Origin of the sequence: Alistipes finegoldii DSM 17242 (assembly GCF_000265365.1) — a bacterium.
GTDB lineage: Bacteria > Bacteroidota > Bacteroidia > Bacteroidales > Rikenellaceae > Alistipes > Alistipes finegoldii.
On sequence record NC_018011.1, the window covers coordinates 2,456,422 to 2,482,486 of the forward strand.

24 protein-coding genes are annotated in these 26,065 nt (G+C 49.0%); 23 read left to right on the top strand and 1 reads right to left on the bottom strand.

Annotated features, from left to right (window positions below; translation table 11 throughout):
- Positions 1-34: 34 nt before the first annotated feature.
- From ALFI_RS10675 to ALFI_RS10755, 16 genes are all read left to right on the top strand, one after another.
- Entirely contained in the window at positions 35-1,360 is a 1,326-nt protein-coding gene (locus ALFI_RS10675; protein ID WP_081488109.1) for a DUF3945 domain-containing protein, read from the top strand.
- 36 nt (positions 1,361-1,396) lie between these two features.
- On the top strand, positions 1,397-1,867 hold the full coding sequence (locus tag ALFI_RS10680) for a DUF1896 family protein (RefSeq protein WP_014775815.1): 471 nt from the start codon (positions 1,397-1,399) through the stop codon (positions 1,865-1,867).
- Positions 1,868-1,905: 38 nt separating this feature from the next.
- Complete coding sequence (locus tag ALFI_RS10685; RefSeq protein WP_014775816.1) at positions 1,906-2,928, top strand: fimbrial protein; 1,023 nt, start codon at positions 1,906-1,908, stop codon at positions 2,926-2,928.
- Positions 2,929-2,989: 61 nt separating this feature from the next.
- Positions 2,990-5,590: a DUF4906 domain-containing protein gene (locus ALFI_RS10690; protein WP_014775817.1), complete on the top strand. Its 2,601-nt coding sequence runs from the start codon at positions 2,990-2,992 to the stop codon at positions 5,588-5,590.
- Between the two features lie 6 nt (positions 5,591-5,596).
- Entirely contained in the window at positions 5,597-6,151 is a 555-nt protein-coding gene (locus tag ALFI_RS10695) for a DUF3575 domain-containing protein (protein ID WP_014775818.1), read from the top strand.
- Between the two features lie 7 nt (positions 6,152-6,158).
- On the top strand, positions 6,159-7,988 hold the full coding sequence (locus ALFI_RS10700) for a DUF4906 domain-containing protein (protein ID WP_014775819.1): 1,830 nt from the start codon (positions 6,159-6,161) through the stop codon (positions 7,986-7,988).
- Positions 7,989-8,003: 15 nt separating this feature from the next.
- A complete protein-coding gene (locus tag ALFI_RS10705) occupies positions 8,004-9,638 on the top strand; it encodes a hypothetical protein (protein ID WP_014775820.1) in 1,635 nt (544 codons plus the stop codon).
- Positions 9,639-9,643: 5 nt separating this feature from the next.
- Complete coding sequence (locus ALFI_RS10710; RefSeq protein ID WP_014775821.1) at positions 9,644-9,829, top strand: hypothetical protein; 186 nt, start codon at positions 9,644-9,646, stop codon at positions 9,827-9,829.
- A gap of 11 nt (positions 9,830-9,840) precedes the next feature.
- Entirely contained in the window at positions 9,841-10,788 is a 948-nt protein-coding gene (locus tag ALFI_RS10715; RefSeq protein WP_014775822.1) for a DUF6047 family protein, read from the top strand.
- Entirely contained in the window at positions 10,788-11,921 is a 1,134-nt protein-coding gene (locus ALFI_RS10720; protein WP_014775823.1) for a DUF6047 family protein, read from the top strand. The genes ALFI_RS10715 and ALFI_RS10720 overlap by 1 nt, the downstream gene beginning before the upstream one ends.
- Positions 11,922-11,937: 16 nt before the next feature.
- Positions 11,938-13,068: a DUF6047 family protein gene (locus ALFI_RS16960; RefSeq protein ID WP_014775824.1), complete on the top strand. Its 1,131-nt coding sequence runs from the start codon at positions 11,938-11,940 to the stop codon at positions 13,066-13,068.
- A 10-nt stretch (positions 13,069-13,078) separates the two neighbouring features.
- On the top strand, positions 13,079-14,188 hold the full coding sequence (locus ALFI_RS10735) for a DUF6047 family protein (RefSeq protein WP_147344311.1): 1,110 nt from the start codon (positions 13,079-13,081) through the stop codon (positions 14,186-14,188).
- A gap of 12 nt (positions 14,189-14,200) precedes the next feature.
- The gene (locus ALFI_RS10740; protein WP_014775826.1) at positions 14,201-15,307 is read left to right on the top strand and encodes a DUF6047 family protein; all 1,107 of its coding nucleotides are present in this window, start codon (positions 14,201-14,203) and stop codon (positions 15,305-15,307) included.
- 2 nt (positions 15,308-15,309) lie between these two features.
- Positions 15,310-16,401 (top strand): DUF6047 family protein, encoded by a 1,092-nt coding sequence (locus ALFI_RS10745; RefSeq protein ID WP_014775827.1) that lies wholly within the window; start codon positions 15,310-15,312, stop codon positions 16,399-16,401.
- 16 nt (positions 16,402-16,417) lie between these two features.
- Positions 16,418-17,506, top strand: a complete 1,089-nt coding sequence (locus ALFI_RS10750) for a DUF6047 family protein (RefSeq protein WP_014775828.1) — start codon at positions 16,418-16,420, stop codon at positions 17,504-17,506.
- 19 nt (positions 17,507-17,525) lie between these two features.
- Positions 17,526-18,641 carry a DUF6047 family protein gene (locus ALFI_RS10755; RefSeq protein ID WP_014775829.1) on the top strand — a complete coding sequence of 372 codons (1,116 nt, stop codon included), beginning with the start codon at positions 17,526-17,528 and terminating at the stop codon, positions 18,639-18,641.
- Between the two features lie 155 nt (positions 18,642-18,796).
- Here ALFI_RS10755 and ALFI_RS10760 read toward each other — a convergent pair whose 3' ends face one another.
- Complete coding sequence (locus tag ALFI_RS10760) at positions 18,797-20,677, bottom strand: DUF4209 domain-containing protein (RefSeq protein ID WP_022043425.1); 1,881 nt, start codon at positions 20,675-20,677, stop codon at positions 18,797-18,799.
- A gap of 665 nt (positions 20,678-21,342) precedes the next feature.
- Between ALFI_RS10760 and ALFI_RS10770 the strand changes: the two genes are divergently transcribed.
- The 7 genes from ALFI_RS10770 (at position 21,343) to ALFI_RS10800 (ending at position 26,064) form a co-directional block, all read left to right on the top strand.
- On the top strand, positions 21,343-21,621 hold the full coding sequence (locus ALFI_RS10770; RefSeq protein ID WP_014775832.1) for a hypothetical protein: 279 nt from the start codon (positions 21,343-21,345) through the stop codon (positions 21,619-21,621).
- Between the two features lie 46 nt (positions 21,622-21,667).
- Entirely contained in the window at positions 21,668-22,798 is a 1,131-nt protein-coding gene (locus ALFI_RS10775; protein WP_014775833.1) for a hypothetical protein, read from the top strand.
- Between the two features lie 77 nt (positions 22,799-22,875).
- A complete protein-coding gene (locus tag ALFI_RS10780; RefSeq protein WP_014775834.1) occupies positions 22,876-23,175 on the top strand; it encodes a hypothetical protein in 300 nt (99 codons plus the stop codon).
- A gap of 14 nt (positions 23,176-23,189) precedes the next feature.
- A complete protein-coding gene (locus ALFI_RS10785; RefSeq protein ID WP_118406773.1) occupies positions 23,190-24,077 on the top strand; it encodes a hypothetical protein in 888 nt (295 codons plus the stop codon).
- Between the two features lie 4 nt (positions 24,078-24,081).
- Entirely contained in the window at positions 24,082-24,849 is a 768-nt protein-coding gene (locus ALFI_RS16220; protein WP_014775836.1) for a hypothetical protein, read from the top strand.
- Between the two features lie 23 nt (positions 24,850-24,872).
- The gene (locus ALFI_RS10795) at positions 24,873-25,070 is read left to right on the top strand and encodes a hypothetical protein (RefSeq protein ID WP_014775837.1); all 198 of its coding nucleotides are present in this window, start codon (positions 24,873-24,875) and stop codon (positions 25,068-25,070) included.
- Between the two features lie 76 nt (positions 25,071-25,146).
- The gene (locus tag ALFI_RS10800) at positions 25,147-26,064 is read left to right on the top strand and encodes a hypothetical protein (protein WP_147344310.1); all 918 of its coding nucleotides are present in this window, start codon (positions 25,147-25,149) and stop codon (positions 26,062-26,064) included.
- The last annotated feature ends 1 nt before the right edge of the window (position 26,065 follow it).

Below are 26,065 nucleotides of genomic sequence, written 5' to 3' on the forward strand. Positions count from 1 at the left end.
ATCATAGGACCACTAAACCTTATATTTTTTAATTATGGCAAAAAAAGAAAAACAAACAGAACCGGCGGAAAAAACGATGCCCGTTCGCCCTGATCCCAACAAGGAAACCATCCTGCTACGCTATCCTCTGGATGGCAGCGTCAAAGTCGTCAGCGCCCTCAAGGACGAGAAGGGCTCGCCGAGTTTAATCTGGGTTGAACCTTCCGGGAAAAACCAGCCTCGTTTTTACGAGTGCAACAACTGCCGCGAAGTCGCCAATTTCTTCGACATGGAGTACCGTCGGGCGTTCGCCGAAAACCGCGACAGGAAAACCATTCCTGAACTCTACAAAGTTCCCTTCGACAAAGTAGGGCTGATCGGCGAGGAACTTCGCAAGCTCTCCGACGATCCCCAAAACGCCGTGATTCTTGAAACCGTCAAGAAGTACCGGACCTACACGGCACAGCTCAACCGGATCACCTTCGACATCGCCCGTATGCCGATCGCGGAACTGGCCGCCGAGGGCTTCGACATCGAACAAATGAAAAAGGACGGAGCCTTCAAACTGCTGGAAGTCGGCAGACAGACCAAATTATACCCGGTCAAAGCGGTGCAAACCGGACATATCACCAAGGAGAGTACCTATTCTCTGCACTGTTTTTTCGACCAAAACGGGGAAATCGGCTTCAAGGCTCAATCTGCTCTTTCCGAACCTGAATACCGAACGGACGAACGTCTGCGAAGGGAACTGACGAAACAAGACATCAACGATCTTCGCGCGAAGAAGACCCTGAACCGTCTGATGCAGCATGACGGAGAGTATTGCTTTGTCGGCTTCAACAAAGATACTCAGCGCATGATCTATGTTCCCTGCAAAGATGTCAGAATTCCGGATTACATCTTCGGGCAATTCATCGGCCCTTCGCGGAAACAAGAATTCGAACGCGGCGGCAGTGTGCTGCTGGAAAACTGTAATTACTCCGGCAACGACAACCATTTCTCCGGTCATGCGCATTTCGATGTTCACCGCAGGGATTACGTCGTAGACGACCCGCATTACGAACGTCCTTATCTCCCGGAACATATCAGGACCCAAATGCCGAAAGAAGAGGTCGATAAATATTTCGCCGGCGAAGTAATGAAAGGCTACCGTTACAAAGGACGGGACGGAAGGCCATTCACCCAAGATTTCAGACTTAACACTGAGACCAATGCCTGCGAGTTCATCGACTATCAGAAACAGGCAGCAAGCCTACAGCAGACTCAGACGCAGGGACCGATCAGTGATCCTCCCGAATCGATGGAGCCGCAGGAAGCCCCCTATATGGCGCCTCACATCCCCGAAGAAGGACAGGACCGGAGTCAGGGCCCAAGGATGTAAACCAAAGCCGGTCACAGCCGGCGAATTCTTCAAGGCATGAAACGAAACCAATTAACAGACCCTCTCTATTACCGGAACCGACTTGAAGAGTTCATCCGGGAGAGACACCCCCGGCTCATCCATGCTTATAAACTCATCGGCACACGCAGTAATCTTGCGGCCCAGACTTACAAGGAAGCTATTGAATCCGGTGAAAGCCCTCTTGCGGCTTCAGCCCGTGCCGATACAGTCCTTTATGAAGATCTGATCTTCTCCCGCTTCGACACGCTGCGATGTATTCTGGCAACTGAATTCCCGATGATTCCCGCCCATCGGCAACGTTCGCTCGCCTTAACGCTGGAAACGTATTGCGAAGATGTCTTCGCAAGATATAACCTCGATGATGGCATGGTAGCCCGCAGCGAATATAATCACTTGATTGTTGAGCTGACAAACACACTTCGAATCTATTTTCAACAAAACAACATTTACACGCCACGGCGGGGACGCCCGGCAAACCAACGATAAAAATTACAACTGTCACAACAGAAAAAACACTATTAACAATGAAAAAAATGTTTATCGCGGCGCTGACCGCACTCGCTCTGTATTCCTGCGACAAAGACGAACCCGCAACCGGAACACCGGACCCCAAGCCCGATACCCACGGAGCAACCGTAACCATGACGTTCACCGACGAAACCCCGACCCGTGCGTTCTTTGCCGAAGCCGCGGCCGCCGAAGCGTGGGAGAAATCCCTGTCCTCGCTCTCCGTGTACGTGTTCAACGCCAAAGGCGACCTGATCGTGCTGCGCAATTTCACAGCATCCGAACTCACGGCCCGCTCCGCAACGTTCGCCCTGCCGCATGCCACGGCCGGTACGACCTGCGACTTTTATGCCGTCGCTAATCTGTCGCTGTCGGGCATTGCCACGAAATCCGCGCTGCTCGCCAAACTGGAGACCGCCGCCGCCGACTACAACGGCACGTTCGCCGAAGTTTCGACCAAAGCCAAGCGCAGCGGGGGCTTCGTAATGACTGCCGGAGTGAGCAAAGCCGTTGCTGACGGCTCCACGACATCCGTGCCCCTGACACTCAAACGTACCGTCGCCAAAGTCGCCGTGCAGACATCCATCGACCCGGCGTTCGCCAGCAAGTATTCCGGGACCCTGACCGTAACGGGTACGAAGCTGCTGCGGGCCGCCAGCCAGACGCCGATCATTGCCCCGGCCACGCCGACACCCGGAGCCATGAGCTTTACCCACACACAGACTGCGACAGCAACATCCGGGAAGTATAACAACCTCTTTTACCTCTTCGAGAACGGCCCCCTCGCCGAAGCAAGCCGCGTAGCGCTGGAGATCACCGCGACATACGACGCCGACGGGAACGCATCCACGACCGCCGACCGCATGGAGGTAGTTTATACCGTACCGCTGACAGGCAAGACCGGGGGCGAGATCGCACGCAACGGCTACTACCGTATCGCAGCTAACCTCACGGGCCTCGTGGGGCAGGATTGCCAAGTCTCCGTGTCGGTCGCCGAGTGGGAAAGCCCGATCACGCAGTCCGTCGATCTGGGAGCATAACCGAATTATTCACCAACACCGCCCGCACCTTTCGGGGCGCGGGCGGTTTAAACAATCACAGATGAAATATTTACTGTTCGCATTGCTTTCCCTTTCGATCTGGTTTACAGGCTGCATACACGATAAAACAGCCGCGGATGCGCCGATAAAAAACGTGTCCGTAGAGGTGGGCATTACGGCCCGACCCGCAGACCGCATTACCCGCGCCACCGACGAAACGCAGATTAAAGACCTGAACGTATATCTGTTCGGGAAAAGCAACACATTCAAACTTCACATTTATACGCAGTCGCCGCTCTTGCAATTCGAATGTCCCGTCGGAGAATACGACCTTTACATTGCCGCGAACCTCCATGCGGATATGGCAGACTTATCCCCGGCAGAACTCGAAGCCTGTTCCATAGCTTCCAGACCCGCGTATGACGATCTGCCGATGTCGGCGAAGACAACCGTAACGATTGCAGCTTCGGCGCAGGGAGAGGTGGTTACGCTCCCGACTATTGAGGTCCGGCGTTGCGTGGCGAAGATCGCCTATAATATTCGTGTCGCCAATACTGCAGGGGACATCAAACTTCAATCCGTGCGGCTGATGAGTATTCCCCGCACCTCGCTGCTGTTCACCTCCGCCCGGCCCTCCGAAAACAAGGCCGATTATACTTCCGGATTCTACTCGGAAATCCCGGCCGCCGGGGGCGCGGCATTTTCGGGCGTATGCTATATCTTCGAGAATAGGCAGGGCCGCGTTCCGGGCATTACTTCGCAAGCCGACAAAAGCGCCCGGAACGCCCCCAAAAACGCATCCTATTTGCTGGTGCGGGCGGTTCGGGGTGGGAAAGTACTGTCATATTCTATCTATTTTGGAGAAAATAATACTGATAATTTCGACATAGGGCGTAACACAATCCAGACATTCAATATCACCATCAATGGGGACAACGAAGTAGATACCCGCATCAGCAGCTACACCCTTAACGTGTACGACACGTATGCCGGCAATATGATCGGCGGCTATTGCCTCAATGATCAATATGGAGAATTGTTAATCGAGGTGGATGGTAACCCCGCACCTCTGACGCTTTGCGGGCGGATAACGGCTTCGGGGGACACGGGGCATATTCTCGTGAACGATACTCCCATCGGTTCCGGGCGTGACCTGGAGCTAACGGACCAGCCGGGATTGAACGAATATTATTTGCATTACGACAAACCCGTATATACGTCTGCCGATTCACAATTCTCCTACACCGTGACAATCGAGGACGACGGCGGCTATGCGCAGTCTTTCAAATTTGAACGGCGCTTTGCCAACAAACTCGACGTTATAGTCGATACCCCTGACAATGGCAAAGGCAAGGTGAAAGTTTCCGACGCGCTGTATTCCGTACAGGTCACCGGAGTGCGTGACCATATTGCAATGTGTTACGAAATGGGCTGCACGCTGGTAGCACTGCCCGCGGCAGGTTATCGGTTCGAGGGATGGTACTCCACGGATGGTTATAAGACGCGGCTTTCAATATCGACAACCTATTTCTATGTGCCGAAATCGGCCAACGCTGCTATCTATCCGAAATTCTCGCCTGCGACATCTCCGCTGGACAGCGACGGTACGGCAAATTGCTACATTGCACCCAAACTGAATACAGAATATTCCTTCGATGCAACCGTGCAGGGCAACGGCAAAAACACGAAGAATATTTGGGCCCTAAATCTTAACGGGATTTCCGCTCGTATGCTTTGGGAATCGGATAGCAAAGTTGTCGAAGATGTAATGTTTGCAGACAGCCGTATCTCTTTCTCGACGGGGACCGTGCGGGGAAACGCCGTGATAGGATTGTTCGACGTTACAGATAATTGCATTTGGTCGTGGCATATCTGGTCCGTGGATTACGACCCGGCATCGACAGCACAGACCTATGTTTCCGGGGCCGTGTTCATGGATCGAAACCTCGGAGCGATCACTACCGATTGCACACAGCCCGCATCCCGCGGGCTGTATTACCAATGGGGCCGCAAAGACCCGTTCATCCATCCGGCAAGCTGCAACAGCGATGAACGTGAAAGAGTGGTCTATACCGAAGGATTCGCATTTAATGTCAGCTATCCCCGGAATGCCGGAACTGAAAGCCCCTATGACGTAATGACCGTAGAGTGGTCGATTGCCCACCCGACAACCTTTATGAGCGATGCCATGTACGAAGATTGGGAAGAATGGGCATCTGTTGTGGATTGGCTTTACAATCATCATCCGAATCTTTGGGGTAACGTCACGACAAGCAACAACAATATCAGCAAGGTAAGCTACAAATCTATCTATGACCCGTGCCCCGTTGGTTGGAAAGTTCCCAGCCCCGAAGATTTTGCCGGAATCGAGCGGGTAAGTCAGTCGTCGCCCTATTATGTAACGATTCATTACAATGGTAATCGTACCACGAATATCCCGACTGGAGGGACTTTCGTTGAAACACGCTTTATGAATAACGGACAGCTCGGACGGCTTTATACCAATGCGCCCTACTATATGTTCTGGGGAACGTCATCCTGTCGGTATGGCGATATTTCCTGCACCTCGATTATTTTCTCGACGGGTTCCGTACCCTCGTTTATCGACACTTCTGATTACTATCGTTACGCCGCAAATCCCATACGGTGCATCAGAGAATAAAAAGCCATGAAGAAAAGACACATCATCATTTTATCGCTTTGCCTGCTGGCTTTTTGGGGCAAACCCCAGTTGGCCGCAGCGCAGTTTTTCAGCGCCAAAGTAAACGCGTTGGCCGCACTCACCGCAACGGTGAACGTAGGAGTGGATGCCGCCGTCGCGGACAAGTGGACGTTAGACCTTTCCGCCTACTGGAATCCCGTAAACTCCGATTCGTTCAGTTGTCGGCTGTATGCCGCGCAGATCGGCACGAAACGCTGGCTTTACGAAGCGTTCGTGGGCCATTTCATCGGCAGCCAGCTAACCTATGGAAATTACCTGTACGGCGGTTCCCGACGCTACTACAAAGGCGGAATGGCCGGGCTGGGATTCAGCTATGGTTATGCTTGGCTGCTCTCGAAGCGTTGGAACGTCACGGCCGAAATCGGCATCGGGGTCTTTTACATGAAAGACACCCGCCGCGACCGCATCCCGCCCGAATACGAATCCATCTTCATACACCACTACAAGCGGTGGGTTGTAGGCCCCTCGCGGGCAGAGATCAGTTTTAACTACTTATTCTAAAAGCAGCATGAAAAAACTTATTTATACCGTCGTCTGCATGATGCTTTTTTGCTGCGCCTGCTCGGATGCGGACATAGAGCTTAATCCGGCGACGCAGGCCAAACAGCAGCTTGCAATGACATTCCGCTGCGGGGCCATGTCCCCGACACGCGCCGCGACGGACGACACCCGCATTGACGACATTAACCTGTACTTGTTTCCTGCGAACGGCGACCCGGCCCGACACCTCTATATTGCTCCGGTGCGCCCCGTCGTACTGGAACTGCCCAAAGGCGACTACACGCTGTATGCCATTGCCAACCTCGGACACGACGCAGGCGAGCGGACGCAGGATTTCGTTCGTACGCTGCACGTCGAACGGGATCCTGCGGTCCTCGCGGATGCTCCCTTTCCCATGTCCGCGCAGCAGTCCGTCACCGTGCGCGGTGACACGCAGATCGCCGTATCGCTCATTCGCGCCGTGGCAAAGGTCAATTTCAGCTACACCGTGGCCGCGGATTTCGCAAAGTCTTTCCGCGTGAAGTTTATACAGCTTCGCAGCGTTCCCCGTTCTGCTACTCTTTTCGGCTCCAGCCGCGCCGAGAGCAGCGAAGCCGTTGCCGACATGCCGCCCATAGAAACGTCGGCCACGACCTATGCCGCAACCTACTATTTATTGGAGAACAGGCAGGGAGAGGTTGCAGGTATCGGTTACCAGCAGCAGAAAGACCAAACCCGCGCTCCGGAACATGCCACCTACATAGCCATAGCGGGCGAAGCCGACGGAACGCAGGTTGTGTACCGCATTTACCTCGGCGCGAACAACACGACGGATTTTAATGTCGGCCGCAACCGGGTTTACAACATCGACGCCCGCATCCTCGGCATGAACACCGTGGACTGGCGGGTATCGACGGCAGAACTCACCGTCACGCCATTTGCCGGGAACCATGCGCCGGGGGAACTTGCAACAACCGAACTGCGGCTTACATCCACGAACGACACCGAAAATGTCTATTACTTGTCCTATCATATCGACGCCGGGACGGGGATAGTCGCCATCGACGGTGTGGAACGGAACCCCGACACACCTTATCCGCTCTTTTCGGGCAACGGAACCGTAACGGCTGACATCAGCTATACGCAGGCAGAGCCGGGCGACGTGCGGCTCCGCCTGACGGTTACGGACAAATACGGATTCAGCATGGAGCGCGTGCTGACAACAGGATTCAAGAACCCGGAGCTGACGATAACCTATACCCAGCAGGGAAATGAACTGACGGTTTATGACCGGGCATATATCGACTATACCGTGTCACAACCCGGTTACTCCGGGAACTACACCGTAAAAGTGGAAGGTGTTCCGTCCGTGTACTATGGTCGCTATGGTTCCGACGTTCCTCTGACAACATTCACCCAATACGGGAACGGCAGTTATACGTTGCGTGTAAAACCGAATATGGTCGGTCCCAATCCCCTGAAAATTACCGTCACGGACGCCGACGGCCACAGCGCGGAGATCATCACATCGGTAATGGGTATTAAGGCCACCGCCGACCTCAAACCGACATTCAGCACATCATCGGGTCTGCTCTATGTTACCGTGGAATCTTCGCAGCCCGTAGTGGACGACCTGACCGTGAAAGTGACTGCCAATGCGGATATATATTCTTTCGGCGGGACCGTGACAAAGAAGCAGTATATCGTAACGGTGAAGATCGAAGCCGACCACACGACAGGAAAAGGGTCTGTATCATTGAGCGGATTAGGGAGTTATGCAACGTTCACGGTGGCATCCTACACCGCAGAATTTAAGCGCACATCGGATAACGGATTGGTCGAATATAAATTGCAGTAGAAAATGAAAAGGATAATGAAAACTATTGCCGTATGCTTGGCCGCGTTGCTTTGCGGCTGTTCGATAACCGGGCATCTGGAACGTCGCCAATACCGCGCGGACGTGCTGCACGTCAGCCGCGAACAGTACGAACGCGAGCAGCAGACCTACCAGCCACCCGCGTTGAAGATCGAGCGCGATAGTAACCGATTTTACCTCGTGCCGACAGAGGTGCAGGAGAACGGCGAACGCATCATGGCGATGCAGATACAGGAGGTGACGATCCGCGCCACAACCCGAACGCTCCCGGAACGACTGGGGAAAGTTACAATCGACTTTGTAATTGACATGCCCCGGCAATTACAGGGTACATGCCGCAGCATCGCGGTAATTCCCTATCTGCATAAATACGGAGAAGCACATCCCCTGCAAGACATTACCATCCGCGGAGGACTGTTCTCCCGTGTTCAGGACCGCGATTATTGGCAATACAACAAATACCTGCACGTATTCAACCCCTCGGAAATCGGAGCCGAAAGAGCTTTCGCCCGCTTTGTAAAATATCCCTACAGCGAAGGCTCACGACTGGACAGCATCGTTCAACATCCGGGGCATATCTCATACTACTATTCGCAGGAAGTACCTACGGATGAAACCTCGAAAACGATGCTTGTCACCTTACAGGGCTGGGTTATGGCACTCGACGAGAGTTACTACAAACTGCCCCCTTCCGATACGCTGACCTACCATGTGTCATCAATGCTATCCTTTGCCGATACAACCACCCGCTATAAAATCAAAATAATCGAAAAATACGCCACGGTTCAAGACAGAAACTACATCCAATTCCGCCTGAACGATACGCACGTTCTCGACTCCCTCGGCCGGAACGCCGCCGAACTTGACAAGATCAGGACACGTATGGCCGGGTTGATCGGCCAGCGGGAATTTTTCGTGGACAGCATCGTGCTGACCGCTTCGGCCTCCCCAGAAGGCCGTTATGCCCGCAACAGCACTTTGGCGCAGGGCAGAGCCCATGCCCTCAAAGGCTACCTGCGCAAATGTATCGGCCCCCAAGTCGATACACTTATGCAGATACGGTGGATCGCAGAAGACTGGCACGAGCTGACAACCCGTATCCGCAGCGACGAGAACCTACAGCACCGCGCCGAAATACTGAAGTTGATCGACACCGACTCCGATCCCGACCGCCGGGAGCGGACAATACGTGAACTATATCCGCAGGATTACCAATACCTCAAAGAATCGGTTTATCCCTCATTGCGTGCTGTGACGATGCGCTACGACCTGCGGCGTGTCGGGATGGTAAAAGACACCATACACACCCGAGAAGTCGATACCGCCTATATGCGGGGCATAAACCTGCTACAAAAAAGAAAATATGCAAAGGCGCTATATATCCTCAATGACTATCGGGACCGCAACACCGTGATAACGCTCCTTTCGCTGGGATATGACGCTCAGGCGTTGGAAATGCTGAACGGACTGGAGCGTTCGCATACAACCGAATACCTCAAAGCCGTTGCATGCGCCCGGCTGGGCCGCAAAACCGAAGGCCGGGAACATTTCCTGAAAGCCTGCGAATTGGACGAACGAATGCTCTTCCGTGGAAATCTGGACCCGGAAATAGCTGAACTTTTAAAAAACTAAGAACCATGAAAAAACTCATAAGCATCATAATCGTGCTTCTGGCTCTGGTAAGCCTGACGCACTGCAAACTGGCGGAAGTTGAAGCGATCGAAGAAATCCCATGCCCGGAGATCGGCATCGATTCGATCATTATTCCGCCGTGGGACATGGAAACAGAACAGGAGATATATCCTTTTATCGAAAACCAGTAAATACATTCGCAATGGACCTTTTTGATAAAGAATCCGGCAGCTTATATCTGACCTACGACAGGTTCCACAACATCCTTCATGCAAGTCGGGAAGGAGAGGGAACAGATGGCTTTCTCCGACATATTCACGACGATGTTTCTCTTATTCTCCAAGAAGGACATGATCCTAATGTCTGGTTTACCTATTTCGAATTCCCGGACAAACGGGATATTCCCAATTTGGCGCTTAAAGACATGTCACTTTTCTTCGAGAAAACAACACGTGCCGCAGAACGCTCCAATGCCCGCTGCCGCTATACGGTCAATGCCGCCGATGTCATCTATTGCTTCAAAAACGGCATTGTTCCCTTAACCCCTCAAGCGGAAAAAAGCGTGTTGTGCCAACAGGAAAACTACCCCCTGCCCACAGACGGCTTCGGGAACAATACCCCGCAAACGAATGTCGCATTACCTGAATACCGCTCCTATATGGCTGTTGAAACCGAAAAAGGAGTCGTGCTGTTTACAAATACCTCGGAAGGTCTGCGACAACGCAAAGCCTATGAAAAATACCTCGAACTAAACTTCTTCAATCCGTCACAACCGGGCGGCAAATTCCGGTATTGGGAAATCATTGCCAGTCCGTTCGACCTGAAAGACAAAGTAGATTGCCTCTCAAACCTCAATTCGCAGAGCAAAGATGATTTATTCCACGAGGCTTATGTCGATCCTGCCATCCTCAAACAAGGGCATTCGATACGCGAATTCGACCTCACCCAGAGTTTTGAGAACTATACCATTTTCTGCAAACGTACCGATCCGAATAAAACGCCCTATAAAGACTTGGGCGACATGACGCTCAAAGAACTTTATCAATTTTTCACATCCATGCTTCGGGGTAAAGAAAAGGGAGTAGTTTGTACGGAAAGTTTGGGATTTCCGAGCAATCCGCAGAACAAAACCTTCAAAATAAAGCGCTAATGGAATCTGAATTTAAAAAGGACTTGAATCCTGCGCCGAAATCCAAACCTGCAAGACTTTGCATCACAGTGGATAAGTTCTTCAAGCCCGTTCATATCAAGATCATCAGCAATGAACTCCGGGACTACAATAGATACTGCCGGAATGAAGCCGCGGACGCTCTTTTGCACCAAACGCCCGATATTCTCCAGAGAAGAGTCGTGAGCTTTGAATTTCAGGACCCGAAAATGATTCCGCCGATTTCACCGGACAACAACGATTCCTATCTAAAGCAGATACGAGAAATGTCTAAGCATCCTAACAACCACATATCCATAATGTATGATAAATATCTTAGAGATGATATCGGACTTTTCATTTCTAAAGTTCCTCGGCAACATCTTATATCCCGCTATGGAATCGTACCCGACAGTCCCCATACAATCAACATCCCGGAACTCTATGACGGTACAAACAAACCCCTCGTGCGGGACGTACTTCTGCATAATAACTTTCTGGACTGTGAGCTTATCGAAAGCCCACAAAGCAGTTGGCTGTTTACAGATACCGATTCAGGCATTAAACAGATGTCCGCATTCTATGCTCTTCTCAACAAGCATTTCTTCGACCCCCGCATGGACATCGATCGGCTCACCATCTCAACAGTATGGGTTGACAGAGACAATATGCCGAGGCAGGCAAATAAATTTACAGTGGATGATTCTTCGAAAGACCATCTGTTGTTGGCAAATGCGATCGAAGCGGAAAAAATCCCGATCCGGGAAAAGTCTGTTGAACATGATTTTAGCCCTTATCCCGAAAACTACTGGAGATTCTTCAGTGAATACCCCAATGACCCTCTTAACCGCAGTGACGAAATAGCTTGGCTACTTTTTGCAGAAAGCACAGGAATTATTGTCGAGAAGGACGAATATCACGATTATAGTTATATCGACCGGTTCGAGAATTTAAAAGAGCGACAGTATAATACGAGCTATATTGATGAGAAAATGGAAATAGAAAAGCAGCTCAAGACCCTTGCCGGAGAAATTCTCCGGCAAGAAGGATTCGTAATACGCGGCAGGGAGCTGGAACCCGCTGTTTCGATCGATGAAAACCTCATCCCGGAAAACCGGCCTTGCATACATTTATAATTCATAATCCATTGCCATGAATCCTAAAAACGAACAACCCTCCACAGTATTCATTTCGGTAAATCCTCGTTATTCGGCCGATGCCGTGCAGATCCTTCATAAAACATACTGTGAAGAGGATTTCCGCGCATTCATCCATAAGTCCTTTCCAACACCGGAAAAGAATCACAAAACACTCTCCGACAACTGGATGTTCGCTTACGAGTTTCAAGATGGCGGCAAACTGCCGCCTTTGGCTCCGGGTGCCAACCACAGCAATTTTTTCCGCTGTATACACGACATAGCATCCCGCGAGAATATTAAACCCGTCAGCATCATTCCTCTGCGGGATGCCTGTTATTGCCATAATTATGGCATCGATATGTTTTCCGATGAGGGGCAGCACCGCAATGTCATTCAGCAACCCGGTTACAAATCAATAAGTACGCACTTCGCCATCTTCGGACAACGCGGCGATATTTTTCCGACATGCCGGGCTGTAGATATTGGTTCCGGAGTTCTCCTCTATGACCGGAAAAGCGTATCCGGGGAGGATGCTTACAAAAGTTTTATGCAATTCTGTGCCGATCACTATTTCGATCCCAGCCTGAACATCGATCGTATGAAAATATACGAGCTGCATACGTTCCTCGATAAGAAACTGCTTGAAGAACATTGTGCGACCCTGAACTTTAATTTCAACTACCACGGACGCGATTTTACCTTCCGCGATCTGATGCAACTGCCGCTTATCGACTCTGATATTCTACGGGAAGGACTGCCGGCAAAAGAGTATGACATGCATCCTACCTCCGAAAATTACTCGTTGTTCCTCAGTGGTGAAAATGTCAATCTCCAGCCCCATACGCATACCTTCGACATCGCCATCCTTGACCAGATACATCAGAATGGTTTCCCAAGGGAACGACTATCATCGGAGTGGCATTTTGTCTGTCACTATCTGGGGAATTTCAAGGACTTAGCCGATGAAATTGTAATCTGCGACGATCCGAAAAAAATGGACTCGCTGCAACAAGAAGCCAAACATCTGGCTCAGGCATTACTCGACAGGGATTTCCCGGAGCGCCGGCAAATCACCCAAAACCCCGAACAAAGTCTGATGATCGAGATTCCATCCGAAAATTTTCACCAAGGGCCCAAACTCTAATTACATGACTATGGAAACACAAAAAAACAGCTATTCCGACCTTTATCTGATGTTAAGCCCAATTTACGACACGCTCCACCTGCGGCGTTGCAACTTGGGGGACAAAGGTTTCGAAGAGTTCGCACTGGAGAATGTGCAGCGTGCCCATGACCAAGCGCTATTTCCGAATAACTGGATGTTTCATTACCACTTCTCCGAAGAGCAAATCCCGCGGATAAAATCCTTGGATGGAATGCACCGCAGAGATTTTTTCCAAAAACTCCGCCCTGCATTGTTAGAGGAAGGGATCACCCCTTTACATATTCTTCCTTTGGACAGAGCATTGTATCTGCATATCCATTGCAAACCGCTCCTCGCATCCTGCCGAGATATTCCCACACTTGCACTTAGTGACCTGTTCGCGCGGGACGGGAATCCGGATTTTGAACTTAACCTTGCACGGCCGCCGTTCCGGGCATATACAGCCGTAAAAACCTGTCAGGGAGTTCTTTTATTTACCCCTACACCAAAAGGAGCCCGGCTGCTGGAAGGCTTCATGCAGAACATCGCCGACAACTTCTTCTTACCGCAAATGCCGGAGACAGAGATCACCATATCCAAACTCCCGGCTTTTGACTCCGAATTGCAGGATTTTGCCGATCTCTGTCCGCTTTACAAGCCGTCATTGACGCAACGGCAGAAGGAAATGATCCTTGCCCCGGCAATTTTCGAATCAGAAAAAATCCTCGGCAATGGTTTGGAATACTTTCATTTAGACATGGCTCCGACATGGAGCAACTATCACAAACTGGTGTTCCCGAACAATAGGACGGGCCTTAGCTGCACCCAGCGCAATTTCAATATTATGCGCTTATTAGCAATCGCCGAAACCGGACATTTTATATATAAATTTCAGAATGGCATGCCTGAAACTTTCAGCTATAGATCCTCTTTCAGTGATCTGGTAAAAGACCGCACGCCTCAATACACGGAATTAGTGTCACGTCGTGCCAAGGAATTGCTCGATCGTGATTTCCCCGACCTACGCGGCCGCCTGGCAGAGCAAAACCAAATGCAACAGCAAGCGCAGGATAAACTGGACAGGCTCTATGAAAGCAGGAGCAAAGGTCTTAAATTCTAATTCTACAACGCCATGTTCTCCGATTACGATACACCCACACCTGCATCCGTCTACTTAATCATTAATCCGGATCAGAAAGTTGAATACCTGCGGTTGTTCGATTGCGGCTGGCTGTTCTCATTCATCGAACGAGAGGTCAGTGCCTACCGCCTGTGCAAGGATCGGGATATTCCCGACAACTGGTTGATGGAATACCGGTTTAAGGATCAAAGTCTCATACCCCCGTTTTCAAACACCGACAACGGCGACTATCTCTCGCGGTTGCTCCCCGTAACGAACTCATTGGGTATCTGGCCCTCGAATGTAGTGCGGCTGCGGGATGCCGTCTTCTGCCATAAAATGCACATAGAGCCCCTGAGCGAACAGGGCTCCCATGACGTGTTGCTGAATCATCCCCATTTTACAAGCAGTTCAAATTACTACGACGACAAGTTGGTGAAAGAAGGGAATTACCAGTTTCCCTGCTGGAAAGCTCTCGAAAGCGAACGCGGCGTATTGTTATTCAGTGAAACCGAGAACGGGAAACTCGCATTCCGGAAATATTGGCAATACCTCACCGATCACTTTTTCGACCCGAAGTTTCACATCGAATTCCTCAATGAATACCATGTACCCAAATTCATGGACCCGTATGCCAGCCATGTAGACCGGTTTTATGATCTGCGCATAAAACGGAGCATCGAACGCGAATCTATCACGCCTATACCCCAAGAATTCTTTGCCCCGCGCGAACTCGTGCGCACAGGATTCTGCCAGCAGCGTTTCGATATGACTCCCACCGGCAAAAACTATGAACTCTTTGCCGTTGGAATGCATATCTACAAGGAGATCAAAGTAACGTTGGATAATTACCGCCTTGCATCGTTACTGCACCTCTGTGAATGTGGGGAGCCTATTCATCATCTCTCACCTGAAAAACATCAGCAATGTCCCTATGAAGCGGACCTCAATGCAATCCGCGAAAAATTCTACAACAAGCCGTCCGAAGAGCAAGAGAAAGCCTACCGAGAATATGGCGAGAAGCATCTGAAAGAGGAATTCCCTTTGTATTGGCAAAAGATCGCAGAACACCAAACCCCGGAACAGGAAAAGGCCACAACTCCCAAAATTAAAATTTAGCCATGAATAGCCCCAAAGAACAGGATTGCGTCCTTCTTACCCTCACAAAGGATAACAAAATTGAACGTGTACGGCATTGCACCCACTCGGATGATAAACTCCGGGATTATTTCGATGCCATCATCGCAAAATTCAAGAATGACTTCTATGCAATGAAGGATATCTGGGTGTTGAAAATGGTTTTCACAGATAAATCCCGCATCCCGGACATTGCGATAATGGACCAATATGAAACCCTGCAGAAACTTCTGCGCAACCCCCAGCTATATGGTATAAAAGAGCATAAAGCCTTCCTCGTACATGATCTCGATTTTTGCAGCCTTCATGGTTTCGACCCGCTATCCTACGAGGGTGCGCACGAAAAAATAGCGAAAAGGATTGGTGTTTATGCGTATACGGACGATTTCCGGGCAATACGCACAGACCGCGGCGTGCATGTTTTCACTTCCGATGAAACCGGGGACCACGCCATCGAGAACTGTTTGAGTTATTACGAAGGGCATTTCTTCTCGACAAAAAGAGGAACAGACCGCTTCGATCTCATCACCGTGCGGCCTATCGACCAGATACCTCAAGGTATTTTGAATCCTTTTGCAGATACGGTAGATTGGAACACAGCGCCCCTCGATTTGCCCGACGACTTCTTCTGTAAAGGCGTGACCATGCTGGAACTTACCGAGAAGAAAATCGATATGCTCCCCACGGTCAGCAACTATTGGAGCTTCTCGCATGAAAATGAAATTTCCGATATTTCAAGTTCAACCGACGTATACGATTATTGCTGCCTGATCGGTATCTGCGAAGGAGATATTCAACGACCCGATATGATCGAAGGCGAATGGTATGAATCCTTTTCATTAGAGAACCGATTCGATGATCTGCTCGAAGAACTGGATGATTGTGACGACAACATCGAAAGAGAGAATGTCAGCTCCCGAATCAAGAAACTGGCCGCGAAGATCCTCACGGAAGAATTCGCCGACTTCCGCTATTGCCGGGAACCGGAGAAAATCGAAGAACAACTCCAGCAGATTCAAACGCCCGAAACGGAGGATTTCCAAGAGAACAGCAATAAACCCAAGATGAAAATCTAACAAACAACAAACCGTTATGGATAAACAAAGTAATCCCTGCAGCCTGTATCTTTCGCTTTTACCCGAAAACGAGATTAAAAATGTCTACATCTCGGATTCCGACGAAGAGGGATTCAGGCAATACCTCACTGAACAGGTGCAGAAATTTGATGACAGTTCATGTGCTATTCCTGATATATGGCTCGTGCAAATCAATTTCGAGAATCGCCGTAAAGTGGAAAGAGCGACCTCGAAAATTGAAGGTATTATCAGATCGGAACTTGAACAGCAGAAGGGGAAAATCATGCACGTAATTTCTTTGATGGATGCCTATTACTGCTACCTAAAACATATCAACCCGCTTTTGGAGGAAAACAAATATGCCAACATCGTAAAAACCGAAGGCTATTTCTTATTGATGATCTCCTCAAAAACCCAATATATGCATGAGCATTCCTTAATGGGAATCCGAACGGACCGGGGTGTACATGTTTTCTCTCCGGACAGAAAAGGAATGAAGGCAATGAATGCTTGCCTTCATTATTATGAAAAACATTTTTTCTGTCGTGAACATGCTACGGACCGGCTTGAAGTCATTTATATCAAGGCGATCGGAGAAATGCCGGCTCCCTGCGGCAATCTTTTCGGAGAAAACAACAATTTGGAGACAACGCCACTGCATCTTCCCCAGAACTATTTCTGCCATGACAAATCGCTGGTGGAAATTACAACCTCAAAATTCGATATGCATCCGACGATGCAGAACTACTCCATATTCTGCACGAAGAACGGGATTGACCCCATGAAAACCTCCACCCCGAATTTTGAATTTTTATGCCTGGCTCAAATTCGTGATGGCTATTCTCACCATCTGGCAAGTCTTTTCCCCGAATGGCCCGACAACACTGCATTCGGAACCGATTTCCTCGACTTGTTTTTAAAATATGGCAAGTGTAAAGACAATACCCAACTGAGAATAATCCAAAAAGAAATCAAGGACTTTGCCAACCGGCTTATCAATGAAAAATACCCCGACAAAATTTGCTGCCGGGAACCCGTACAAACCCAAGAATATCTTCCCGACGACACACCCGAACAATCAACGAGTCCGAAACTGAAAATATAGAATCCAAATTGTCACAGCTATGGTGCAACACATTAAAGCAAATGAACCAGCGAGTCTGCTGCTGACCCTGACACCCTATAAAACGGCAATACATGCCCGAATTACCTCAGACCCCGAAAAGGATTTCCCGGCCTTCATCAACTCCGATATTCAACATATCGGGGACGATCCCCGCACAGTCCCCGGATACTGGTTCCTGCACGTCGATTACAAACACAAGAAGGATATACCTGAACTCAGTTCGACTGACCTGCTGCCAAAAGTCATACAAGCCCTTTCACGGAAAGTTGCGGTTATAAAGAGCGGAGTGCCCATGATCGACGTATTCTTCTGCCGAAAACAGGACCTCGACGCCCTTGCACCGGAAAACAGGCACGAGATAATTGCACAAGATTTCAGATACGATGTAATGGTTAATGAACACACCCGGAACAGCGACGTGAAATTGAATCTTTTCCAAGGAATCCGCACCGATCGAGGACTCCACCTTTTCTCGCAGAACGCCAACGGACAAGAAGGCATCCGTAACTTCCTGCACTATTACGGCAACAACTTTTTCAATAAACAACGGCCTTGCAATAGTTTGGAAATTGTTACCGTATACCCGCTGGGAAATCCCCCGACCATCGGCAAGGAGATAAGCAAAATGGAAATACATAAATATTTGCCCTCCAAACTGCCGAAAGTCATCTTCTGCAAAGACCCCGCACTGATCTGCATCACCGAACACTGGTTCGACATGCGGCCTACACTCAGCAACCAACGAAAAATAATGACCCAAAACGACCTTTCCTATCTTCAAACCAATACCCGCGTCCATGATTTCATGTGTCTGGCGTACTTGCATGAGGGAATTTGCACCCACACAAGGGAGTTGCCGAAAGATAATATCAATGAGTTTTCCCATCAGGACCGCTTCTGTTCCATGATGCAAGAGCTGGATGCCGCCCAAGGCACACCCCGAACCGAAGAGATCGGTAAGTGGGTGCGGGAACTTGCGGGCAGAATTCTCAAAAAAGACTTTAAGGACCTGCATTACCGCCGGGAACCCGCACGGGCCGAAACACAAGAACATCTCATCTCCAATCCCGATGACACACCCGAACTATCAGCCTATCCGAAACTGAAAATGTAAAATACGAATTTAACCGTATGCTGCAACTCCAATCTCGAAGAATAAAAAGCTGTCACAGGGGAGAGGACCGTAGATGTCGTTGATTATTTCCCTGACCGTAAATAAAAAAGGCAGCGATTCGCTGCCTTTTCATTATTAGCCAATTCAAGGAAAAGTTATTTGAAATAATTACTCAACCGTAACAGGATCACTAAGAGGATTACTATGTTAGGGAAATAATTGTATTCCCATGCCTCCATTAATCCATGAGCAACCCGGTTCCGCAGGTTGTGTCCTTTTAAAGTCAGTACATACTTCAGTAATAACCTATCTTCTTCCCTGAACCCGGTCGCCCTCTCCGGGGTATCTTTTAAATCGCTCAAGAGATCATCCAATAGTTTTTCCATCATTAATTGTACGCCGGCTTTTTCTCGGGGCTTCATGGTGGGAATACCTATTCTTTCGCAGTACAGACGTAATATGGATTCGATTTTAAGAGTTAAGGTGTCGGTGACAGTAATATAGTCGAATTCATAATTATCCGATTCCTTCATGGTTGCTTCCAATTCGCTGAAGAATAGCTTTAAACCGGGGCGCAACACATCCAAAACCCGGACCTCAATATGCTGTCCATTATAGGTGCGAGGAACTGGAACATTAAACCAGGTGTTTTCAAGATACCTCAGCAAAGAGTCATAAGATAATTTGCCGGCTTTATAGACTTCAAGGATAAATTGATGCAGGTTTCGCATGCCTATCTGGTGTGCAAACCCATACTCCTCCCAGAAAAACATCTCCTTAATTTCCTCATCGGTAATATATTGATCCACAGTATTCCCGAACTTATCTTTTATTACCGTAGTCGCTAAAAAAGGTACGAGGCTTCCTCGCTGGTTTACTTCCGCTTGGGCTTTAATTTGCGCTATATCTGTAAACCAACTCGCGTCGGTGAGTTCCGAAAGGATACCGTTCTCGTCGGATGTCGCAATTATTTCATTTATCATTTTCGTGACGTATTTTAAATATTCAGGCGGGAATTCTTTGAAAAATTGGGTATTTAGCGTGATCTGACTCCGCGTAGCCATGTAAGCGGCTTCCATTTGTGCAACTTTCTCCGCAGATTGCGCAATTTTATATAACCGTAAGGCTTTCTCGATGAACGTGAGACATACAAATTCCTCGTCTCTTTCACCTGCCATTTTCTCATAAAGCTGAGCTTTATAGTAAATCAGGTCCTTAGAATCGGCATTCTGCTTGGTTCTAATCTTTATACAGCGATCTACGATGTATATTGCTCCCCAAGTATATGTTTTTTCGAGTTCATGCGCCGCACTCAAGTTTTTCTCTACTACATGGTTGAAATCCACCTTGTCCTTGAATAAGGAATAATTATCGGCCATCAAACCTGAAAGATCAAGCATTCCCCGGAGTGAATCTCCTCGGTGAATATCCCAGCTATCATGGTGGTCGATGATTTCCGCACACAACACATCGAGTTCTGCCGTGAGCTTCGCTCGCTGGAAAATATTGAAGGCTAATGTCAGAATCCTAAAATAATGCTGGAAATTGTGGTTGTGTTCTCCGCCCTCTAAAGATTTATCCCAGTATATTTTCGCCAACTCGGATAATTTAAGCCCTAATTCGGACTTGAAATCGTTCCTTTTGGAATAAGGAGTAGCATGCCCAAAATACACCAACAGACCGTACTCCGTTTTAGGAAAGAGGCTGTGGCATGCCTTATAGCGATCTTCGTAGTATTCGAAATCATCCGGTTTCAAATTCCTCACATCAGGCTCATAGATGTCTATTTCTTCTCCGGCCGCATTTCGACTTGTGCCGGCTCTCATCCAAGATAACCCGAAAACCGTTCCCATGGCAGGATCGTCCTTATTATCGAACGATTTGCGGATGCAAAAAGCCATACACTCTCGGGCCGCGGTATTATAGTCCGGGTGGCTGGAATCAAGATGTGGTAGCAATGCAAGAACATCATCGCTTGTTATCCCTTCAAATTCCGGGCTGTCAATTTTTGCATAATAATCAGGTAGGGTTTCCATTGTTTTTGTATTTGGATTTGAATACAAGTTACAAAAAATATCGGAATGTACTATCAGAAAAAGGGTGGAAAATTCAATCCTCTGTTATACTATAGGGCACATCGGGACTGATAGCGGTTCTCGCTGTCGTTGAGGTGAGTTTATACCGAAAAAAGACCGGCCGTCGTCGGGTTTCGGACGGTCGTGAGTTTCCGGACGGTCGTGAGTTTCCGGACGGTCGTAAAATATAAGGGAGAAGGGAGAGAGGGGGTCCGCATGTCCTCTGGTTTCGTGCACAAAAATAAAGCACGGGCCGCGACGCGCAAGGTTATATGAATTTCGACAAAAAAAATGCACCGCAGGGGTGCATTTTTTTGCCGAAAACCTTGCGCGTGGCTCTTCCCCGTGCTTTAAAAGACGTGCACAAACCAGAAGACATGCTTCCTGGGGAAATAATATTAAAATATTATAAATCTTATGATTATGTATAAATATATCAAAATAATCTTGTTGCTGATTATAGCAATTATAGCAGTATTATACTGGCAAACCCTGCTTCGAATAGTAGGATGGCTTATCATCTTGAATTGTATCATCCGATTCTTCCTGCGGGTGTTGGGAGTACTTGCTCCCATCGTTGTGCCGATCGCTGTTCTGTACTTATTGTTTCATTAAAAATTATAACCATGAAAAACGGATGGGATTCTAATCGCTGGGACGAAGACTGGGATGAACCTTATAAAACGCCGGAAGAGCGTTTACGCGACCATGCAGCACGAAGCATGGACGAAGATCCTTTGTTGGGATATGGCCTCGGCCCTTATCAGGATAACATACAGGAAGCTGCAACGGATGAAGAAATAGAGTTCAGCCGGGAACGTAGAATTTCCCGCGGCCGATACCGCCGCTCAACCTATAAGGTGTTCACCAAAGAGGAAGCTCGCAACCTCGGACTTATCAAATAGTAATCTCAAACCCCTGCCGGCCCGGCAGAAAGAAAGGGCTATTATTATGGATCAATTCAAATATCAAGAAGGACTCAACGAAGTCGTAACCAACAAAGTTCATCGCATGATCGACAACCACCAGCCGGTTGTAATGCAGACCGTCGAAAGACTGCTCCGGGAAGCTGAAATCTCAAGGGATTTCATCGTCCCGATCGGTGTCGAACAACGCGGAACGTGCGAGAATCCGATCATCTCCTTCGAAGGGGATGACAAACTTATGATGCGCAAACGCGGAGAGCCGTTCACACTGCATAACAACGCCGTGCGTCAGCTCGCCGAGAAAATGGACATCCCCTCGAAATACCTCCGAGAGCTTTCAGAAGGAAGCGCATGGCAGCGACAGCTTGCGGCTGAAATCCTGAACAAAACTTCGGGCTGGACACCCCGAACACGGGTGATGATCCGGACCGTAGGCGATCAGGTGCGGGGCGTGCTTTCCGACAGCTACCGAAGACTCAACAGCGAAATTATCCTCACCGCATTTATGAAAACCGCTCTTAATGAAGGAGCCGTGGCTTGCGACGCCCTGATGACCGACACGAAAGTATGGATCGAGACAATTCTTCCCGAACCCATCTGCATCCCGACCCGCCTGAACGGTACGGTGATTATTTACATGGGAGTGCGGTTCTCCACCTCCGACTACGGCGACGGATCGCTCGACTTGCGGACATTCCTGCTCAACGGCGTCTGTCTCAACGGCATGGTCCGCGAACGCACCCTCAAACAAGTCCACTTGGGAGGCCGACTCCCCGAAGACCTGCAGCTCTCGGAGGAAACTTACCGGCAGGACACGAAAACGGTCCTCCTCACGGTAAGAGATGCTACCCGACAACTCTACAACAAGGATATTATCCGTAAAAAAGCGCTGGAGATAGAGAGGGCCGGAGATACGGCGGTAGATTTCGAAGCCGAATTGAAGAAACTGGTGAAGAACAACAAAATCCTCAAGAACGAGGAAGTGGCCATCCAGAAAATACTCATGGACCACAATCCCGAAGACGGACTGCAGGGAAGCCCGTCGCTGCTGAACCTTACACAGGCACTCACGGCTTACGGCCGGAACCAGAACTCTGCCCGCACCCGGGATTTTGCGGAAATAGCCGGAGAACTGATGGACCGCGTAAAACAGTAATTCCACACATCGATATTCACATACAGCCTGCGGCCTCCAAAGAAACGTGGAATCCGCAGGCTTAATAGTATTCCATTATGAATAAAAAGTTTAAACACTACGACATCGAACTGAGAAAGAATAGCAAGGAATTCATCGCTATGGAAAGCCTTTTATCCGAGTTGAATTCTTATGGCTTTCATACGGATAACTTCCTTGCTGCCCTGAGCGTGGAACATCACACGACACAGCAGACGTTCTTCCGTCTGATCCAAAGTATCATACTCTATATGGCCGAACCGGATAACGTTTGTATCGACGACCGCAACCGCGCCAGCTACGAGATGTGCAGGAAGATCGCAGATACCGTGCGGGAATGCCACCTGCCCCATATTTAAACCTATCAACGACTATGACACAGGAAACTAAAGATATGATCGTATTGCTGCAGCTCGAATTCAGCGCCGAAATCGAACAGGCAGACCATGACCCGAAATACTCCTATCGGATTTTCCAGCGGAAAACGGGTAATCCCATCTATCAGGCGTGTCGCTTCAGCGATATGTTCCGTTTTTTCAATATCGGTCCGTCGATGAAAATTGAAGATATTGATATTCGTATCCAATGGGGCCGGAAGATCGTCATGCCCGCCATGATCGACACGCCCCGGATACGGGAACGATCGCGCCTGAAACTCGTAAGGTTTTATATCGAATCCGGATACGGTCCGGAGGGGATTGCACAGTACAAGAATCAACTCTTTGAAACGGAAATCCGAAAGATATTCTCAGACCTCGGATTTGAAATCACAAGGAAAACTCCAGAATACAGCTTATCCGCAACAAAGGGCCACACAAATCTTTACTGCCATCCCACACATATCATGGGCCTTTGCGACGCCAGCTCGATTGAGACGATAAGGCAGAACCTCTCAGCGTCTCAAACATTCATTCTTACGTCATCAGAAACGATCCATGAAATCTACGACATCACCCCGGAACAGGAAATGAAATACTATCATCAGTTTTTTAATGGATTTGTCCATCTGGTGCTGATCGGAATATTCAGGACCAAACGCCGTAATCTCTACAAAAGTAAAGACATGATGTACGACATTGGACGCACCATAAAGATCCGTACATTACGTGCAGAACAGGGTTATAAATTTGGACTCCTTGCGGAGAAATTCGTGGAGGAAATCTATCAGAAAATGGTTGAGAACGGGGTGCTGATCGAATCCCCATGCCATCGCAAATGCCGTGCATCCACCTCCAAAGACAAAATAACCGCAAAATCCTAAATACATGGAAAACGCTGAATTAACAGTACACGAAGAGGAAGGTGACTTCTTCAAAATATCTCTCTCCGAAAAAGAGACTCCCCAAGCATTCAAACGTCGTGTCGAAGAACTCATGCTGAGCGGTCTTTCAGAAGGGGAAGCCCGTCACAACGCCGCAACAACACCTGTAGCTATGGAACTCTTCTACGACTGTGGCCGCGGTATGTTTGCTATAGAATCCGAGCCCCTACTGCACATCGGAATCTTCAATCCCTACACCGGGTTTGAAATTCCCAATGAAAACCTGCCCGCGTTTCCCCGGCCAAAGGAATCATCGGTATCCGCGGACAAAATCCCAATAGTCCCGGTCCCGGTCCATTTGCTCAGCATACTACTCGATTACATGTGGCAGGAGGAAAAAAAGAGCTGGGAAGAACTGGTCTTTGAACAAAACAGAACCAAACCCGATGAATACGACCCTCATGCTGTCACAGGGCATGTTTTCCATATAATGAAAGAGCTGTCCGAAATCCTGCTGCTCGACACCCGGTTCTACAGCCAGTCCACCCACCTGACACGGCGCATGCTCGAAGAACTTCCGTCGTCGCTTCAAGTCCGGGAGATCGGAAATGACCGGATGCAGCAGATTGCAGAACTGGCCGAGCAGTTTACAAAGATAAAACTCCACATGCCGCCCGGCTCGCACCTCGATATGGAGGATCAAGACATCGCCGAAATATGGCGCGAAGAACTTATCGCCATTTTACATTCGCAGGACATCCCTCAGCATTGAATACCCACTAACACTTTACGAAGATGGATAACAGCAAACAACAGCAAGTAGCACAAACGAACCTTCAGTTTGTCGCATTCCTGTGCGGACAGTTGATGGCGATCATAACCAAACTCCTGCAACGGGAAAAATTCACTCCGGGCGAAGACCTCGCCATCAACAAGGCTTATGAGGAAATCAGCCGAGCTAAAAACCGTTTGGAAAAGATTCCCGAAAAGTAACACCATTAATACCATATGTACGCGGCGACAGGCAAATGCTTGCCGCCGATTTTGTTTCCCTATAATTCCTCACATCATGCAAGACAAAACACCAGACAACAGCGATATGCTCGCTGTATTCGACCAAATCGAGGTCGATCAGGAGCCGGAAATCCCAATGGATGATAAGGCTTATTGCGAACGAATGCAAGCCCAATGTCATGCCGCGCTACGCCATCTGAAAACATGGCATGACCGATTCCGGTCCGAAGCGGAAAAGTACTCTGATCAATTTGCCATTTCGTACTCTCCGTCCGGATCTGTAGAAATCAGCCTCCTCGTCAGACAAGACGAACAAGAACAAAATGAATTCAAGGAATACTATTTCTATCCCTTCAAAATCATCAACAATATTGCCGATAACTATCGACGCGCCTGTTATTTCTTCGGTAGTGTTATTATGAGGTATTTTGAGGAAAAATACAGATTCTCCATCCTGCGTCCCGACTGTGAGGATACGATCTCTGTGGGCTTCCTTCCCGATTACAAGTTATATGTGGATCACATCATCAGCCGCCTGAACGGACAAACGTTCCGCGAGAAGGCCGAAGAGGAAATCATCATCCGCTCGTTATTCGCTTCAAAACGCCGAGAGCGTGGCACAGCACCCGAATTACGGGATAATAAAATCCTCTTCTACGACATCGTGGAGATGGACGACTACCAACGCAGCATAGGACGATACCAGATTGCTTACGGCACAGATACGTTTGTAAACAATATATGCGCGGGTTTGGTCCTCTATGCTACCCAAAGTATACAAGGTAATATCGGCTCCATCCCGGAATTCAACCAATACAACGTACAGGTCGGAAAGTGGTACGACATGAAAATGGACAAAATCGAGGCCATCAGGTTCTATGTAAACGGCCGTATCGATGTCCGTTTCTCAACACCCACAGCCGCCGCAGAGTGCTTCCACTTCCTGCGCCTCTATTCACTCGCAAACCATTGAC

Bases quoted from the DNA above. Each gene is read 5' to 3' on its own strand.
- ALFI_RS10675 (WP_081488109.1), top strand. From the start codon at position 35: ATGGCAAAAAAAGAAAAACAAACAGAACCGGCGGAAAAAACGATGCCC.
- ALFI_RS10680 (WP_014775815.1), top strand. From the start codon at position 1,397: ATGAAACGAAACCAATTAACAGACCCTCTCTATTACCGGAACCGACTT.
- ALFI_RS10685 (WP_014775816.1), top strand. From the start codon at position 1,906: ATGAAAAAAATGTTTATCGCGGCGCTGACCGCACTCGCTCTGTATTCC.
- ALFI_RS10690 (WP_014775817.1), top strand. From the start codon at position 2,990: ATGAAATATTTACTGTTCGCATTGCTTTCCCTTTCGATCTGGTTTACA.
- ALFI_RS10695 (WP_014775818.1), top strand. From the start codon at position 5,597: ATGAAGAAAAGACACATCATCATTTTATCGCTTTGCCTGCTGGCTTTT.
- ALFI_RS10700 (WP_014775819.1), top strand. From the start codon at position 6,159: ATGAAAAAACTTATTTATACCGTCGTCTGCATGATGCTTTTTTGCTGC.
- ALFI_RS10705 (WP_014775820.1), top strand. From the start codon at position 8,004: ATGAAAACTATTGCCGTATGCTTGGCCGCGTTGCTTTGCGGCTGTTCG.
- ALFI_RS10710 (WP_014775821.1), top strand. From the start codon at position 9,644: ATGAAAAAACTCATAAGCATCATAATCGTGCTTCTGGCTCTGGTAAGC.
- ALFI_RS10715 (WP_014775822.1), top strand. From the start codon at position 9,841: ATGGACCTTTTTGATAAAGAATCCGGCAGCTTATATCTGACCTACGAC.
- ALFI_RS10720 (WP_014775823.1), top strand. From the start codon at position 10,788: ATGGAATCTGAATTTAAAAAGGACTTGAATCCTGCGCCGAAATCCAAA.
- ALFI_RS16960 (WP_014775824.1), top strand. From the start codon at position 11,938: ATGAATCCTAAAAACGAACAACCCTCCACAGTATTCATTTCGGTAAAT.
- ALFI_RS10735 (WP_147344311.1), top strand. From the start codon at position 13,079: ATGGAAACACAAAAAAACAGCTATTCCGACCTTTATCTGATGTTAAGC.
- ALFI_RS10740 (WP_014775826.1), top strand. From the start codon at position 14,201: ATGTTCTCCGATTACGATACACCCACACCTGCATCCGTCTACTTAATC.
- ALFI_RS10745 (WP_014775827.1), top strand. From the start codon at position 15,310: ATGAATAGCCCCAAAGAACAGGATTGCGTCCTTCTTACCCTCACAAAG.
- ALFI_RS10750 (WP_014775828.1), top strand. From the start codon at position 16,418: ATGGATAAACAAAGTAATCCCTGCAGCCTGTATCTTTCGCTTTTACCC.
- ALFI_RS10755 (WP_014775829.1), top strand. From the start codon at position 17,526: ATGGTGCAACACATTAAAGCAAATGAACCAGCGAGTCTGCTGCTGACC.
- ALFI_RS10760 (WP_022043425.1), bottom strand. From the start codon at position 20,677: ATGGAAACCCTACCTGATTATTATGCAAAAATTGACAGCCCGGAATTT.
- ALFI_RS10770 (WP_014775832.1), top strand. From the start codon at position 21,343: ATGAAAAACGGATGGGATTCTAATCGCTGGGACGAAGACTGGGATGAA.
- ALFI_RS10775 (WP_014775833.1), top strand. From the start codon at position 21,668: ATGGATCAATTCAAATATCAAGAAGGACTCAACGAAGTCGTAACCAAC.
- ALFI_RS10780 (WP_014775834.1), top strand. From the start codon at position 22,876: ATGAATAAAAAGTTTAAACACTACGACATCGAACTGAGAAAGAATAGC.
- ALFI_RS10785 (WP_118406773.1), top strand. From the start codon at position 23,190: ATGACACAGGAAACTAAAGATATGATCGTATTGCTGCAGCTCGAATTC.
- ALFI_RS16220 (WP_014775836.1), top strand. From the start codon at position 24,082: ATGGAAAACGCTGAATTAACAGTACACGAAGAGGAAGGTGACTTCTTC.
- ALFI_RS10795 (WP_014775837.1), top strand. From the start codon at position 24,873: ATGGATAACAGCAAACAACAGCAAGTAGCACAAACGAACCTTCAGTTT.
- ALFI_RS10800 (WP_147344310.1), top strand. From the start codon at position 25,147: ATGCAAGACAAAACACCAGACAACAGCGATATGCTCGCTGTATTCGAC.